The organism is Photobacterium angustum (assembly GCF_003026365.1).
Classification (GTDB): domain Bacteria; phylum Pseudomonadota; class Gammaproteobacteria; order Enterobacterales; family Vibrionaceae; genus Photobacterium; species Photobacterium angustum.
In genome coordinates this window covers 1-545 of record NZ_PYOM01000061.1, presented here as the reverse complement: position 1 = coordinate 545, position 545 = coordinate 1, and the positions used below count along the sequence as shown (strand labels likewise).

The window sequence follows — 545 nt, the reverse complement described above, 5'->3', positions numbered from 1 at the left end:
GCCCTTTCACGGCGGTAACAGGGGTTCGACTCCCCTACGGGACGCCAATGGGTCGTTAGCTCAGTTGGTAGAGCAGTTGACTTTTAATCAATTGGTCGCAGGTTCGAATCCTGCACGACCCACCATTCTTTCTCACGAAGGAATTAAAACTATCGTGGGCGATTAGCTCAGTTGGGAGAGCACCTCCCTTACAAGGAGGGGGTCACTGGTTCGAGCCCGGTATCGCCCACCACTCTCTAAAAGTTTTCTGCACGGATTTCGCAGATTTAATGAAGAATACCTTTGTTAAGTCCGCATTTTTGTCGCTGAAAATCGTTAGAAAGTGGTTATCGTTAGATAATTGCATGCTCTTTAACAATCTGGAAAGCTGACTAGTAAATTCAATCGATAGATTGATTTTAAAAAATGTTTTTATCTGTAGATAAAAACGAGTTCTCAAACAATACACATTCAAGTGTCTTGTATCGAGTCCGGCGAAAAACCAACGTTTAATACTTTCTTGATCGAAGTATTAAGCACAAACCTTGGTTGTTTGAACATACGAA

The 545-nt window shown here is 42.4% G+C and carries 2 tRNA genes; both read left to right on the top strand.

The window, feature by feature from the left end:
* Positions 1–49 precede the first annotated feature (49 nt).
* Positions 50–125 (top strand) — tRNA-Lys (locus tag CTN01_RS22630).
* Between the two features lie 31 nt (positions 126–156).
* Positions 157–232 (top strand) — tRNA-Val (locus CTN01_RS22625).
* The last annotated feature ends 313 nt before the right edge of the window (positions 233–545 follow it).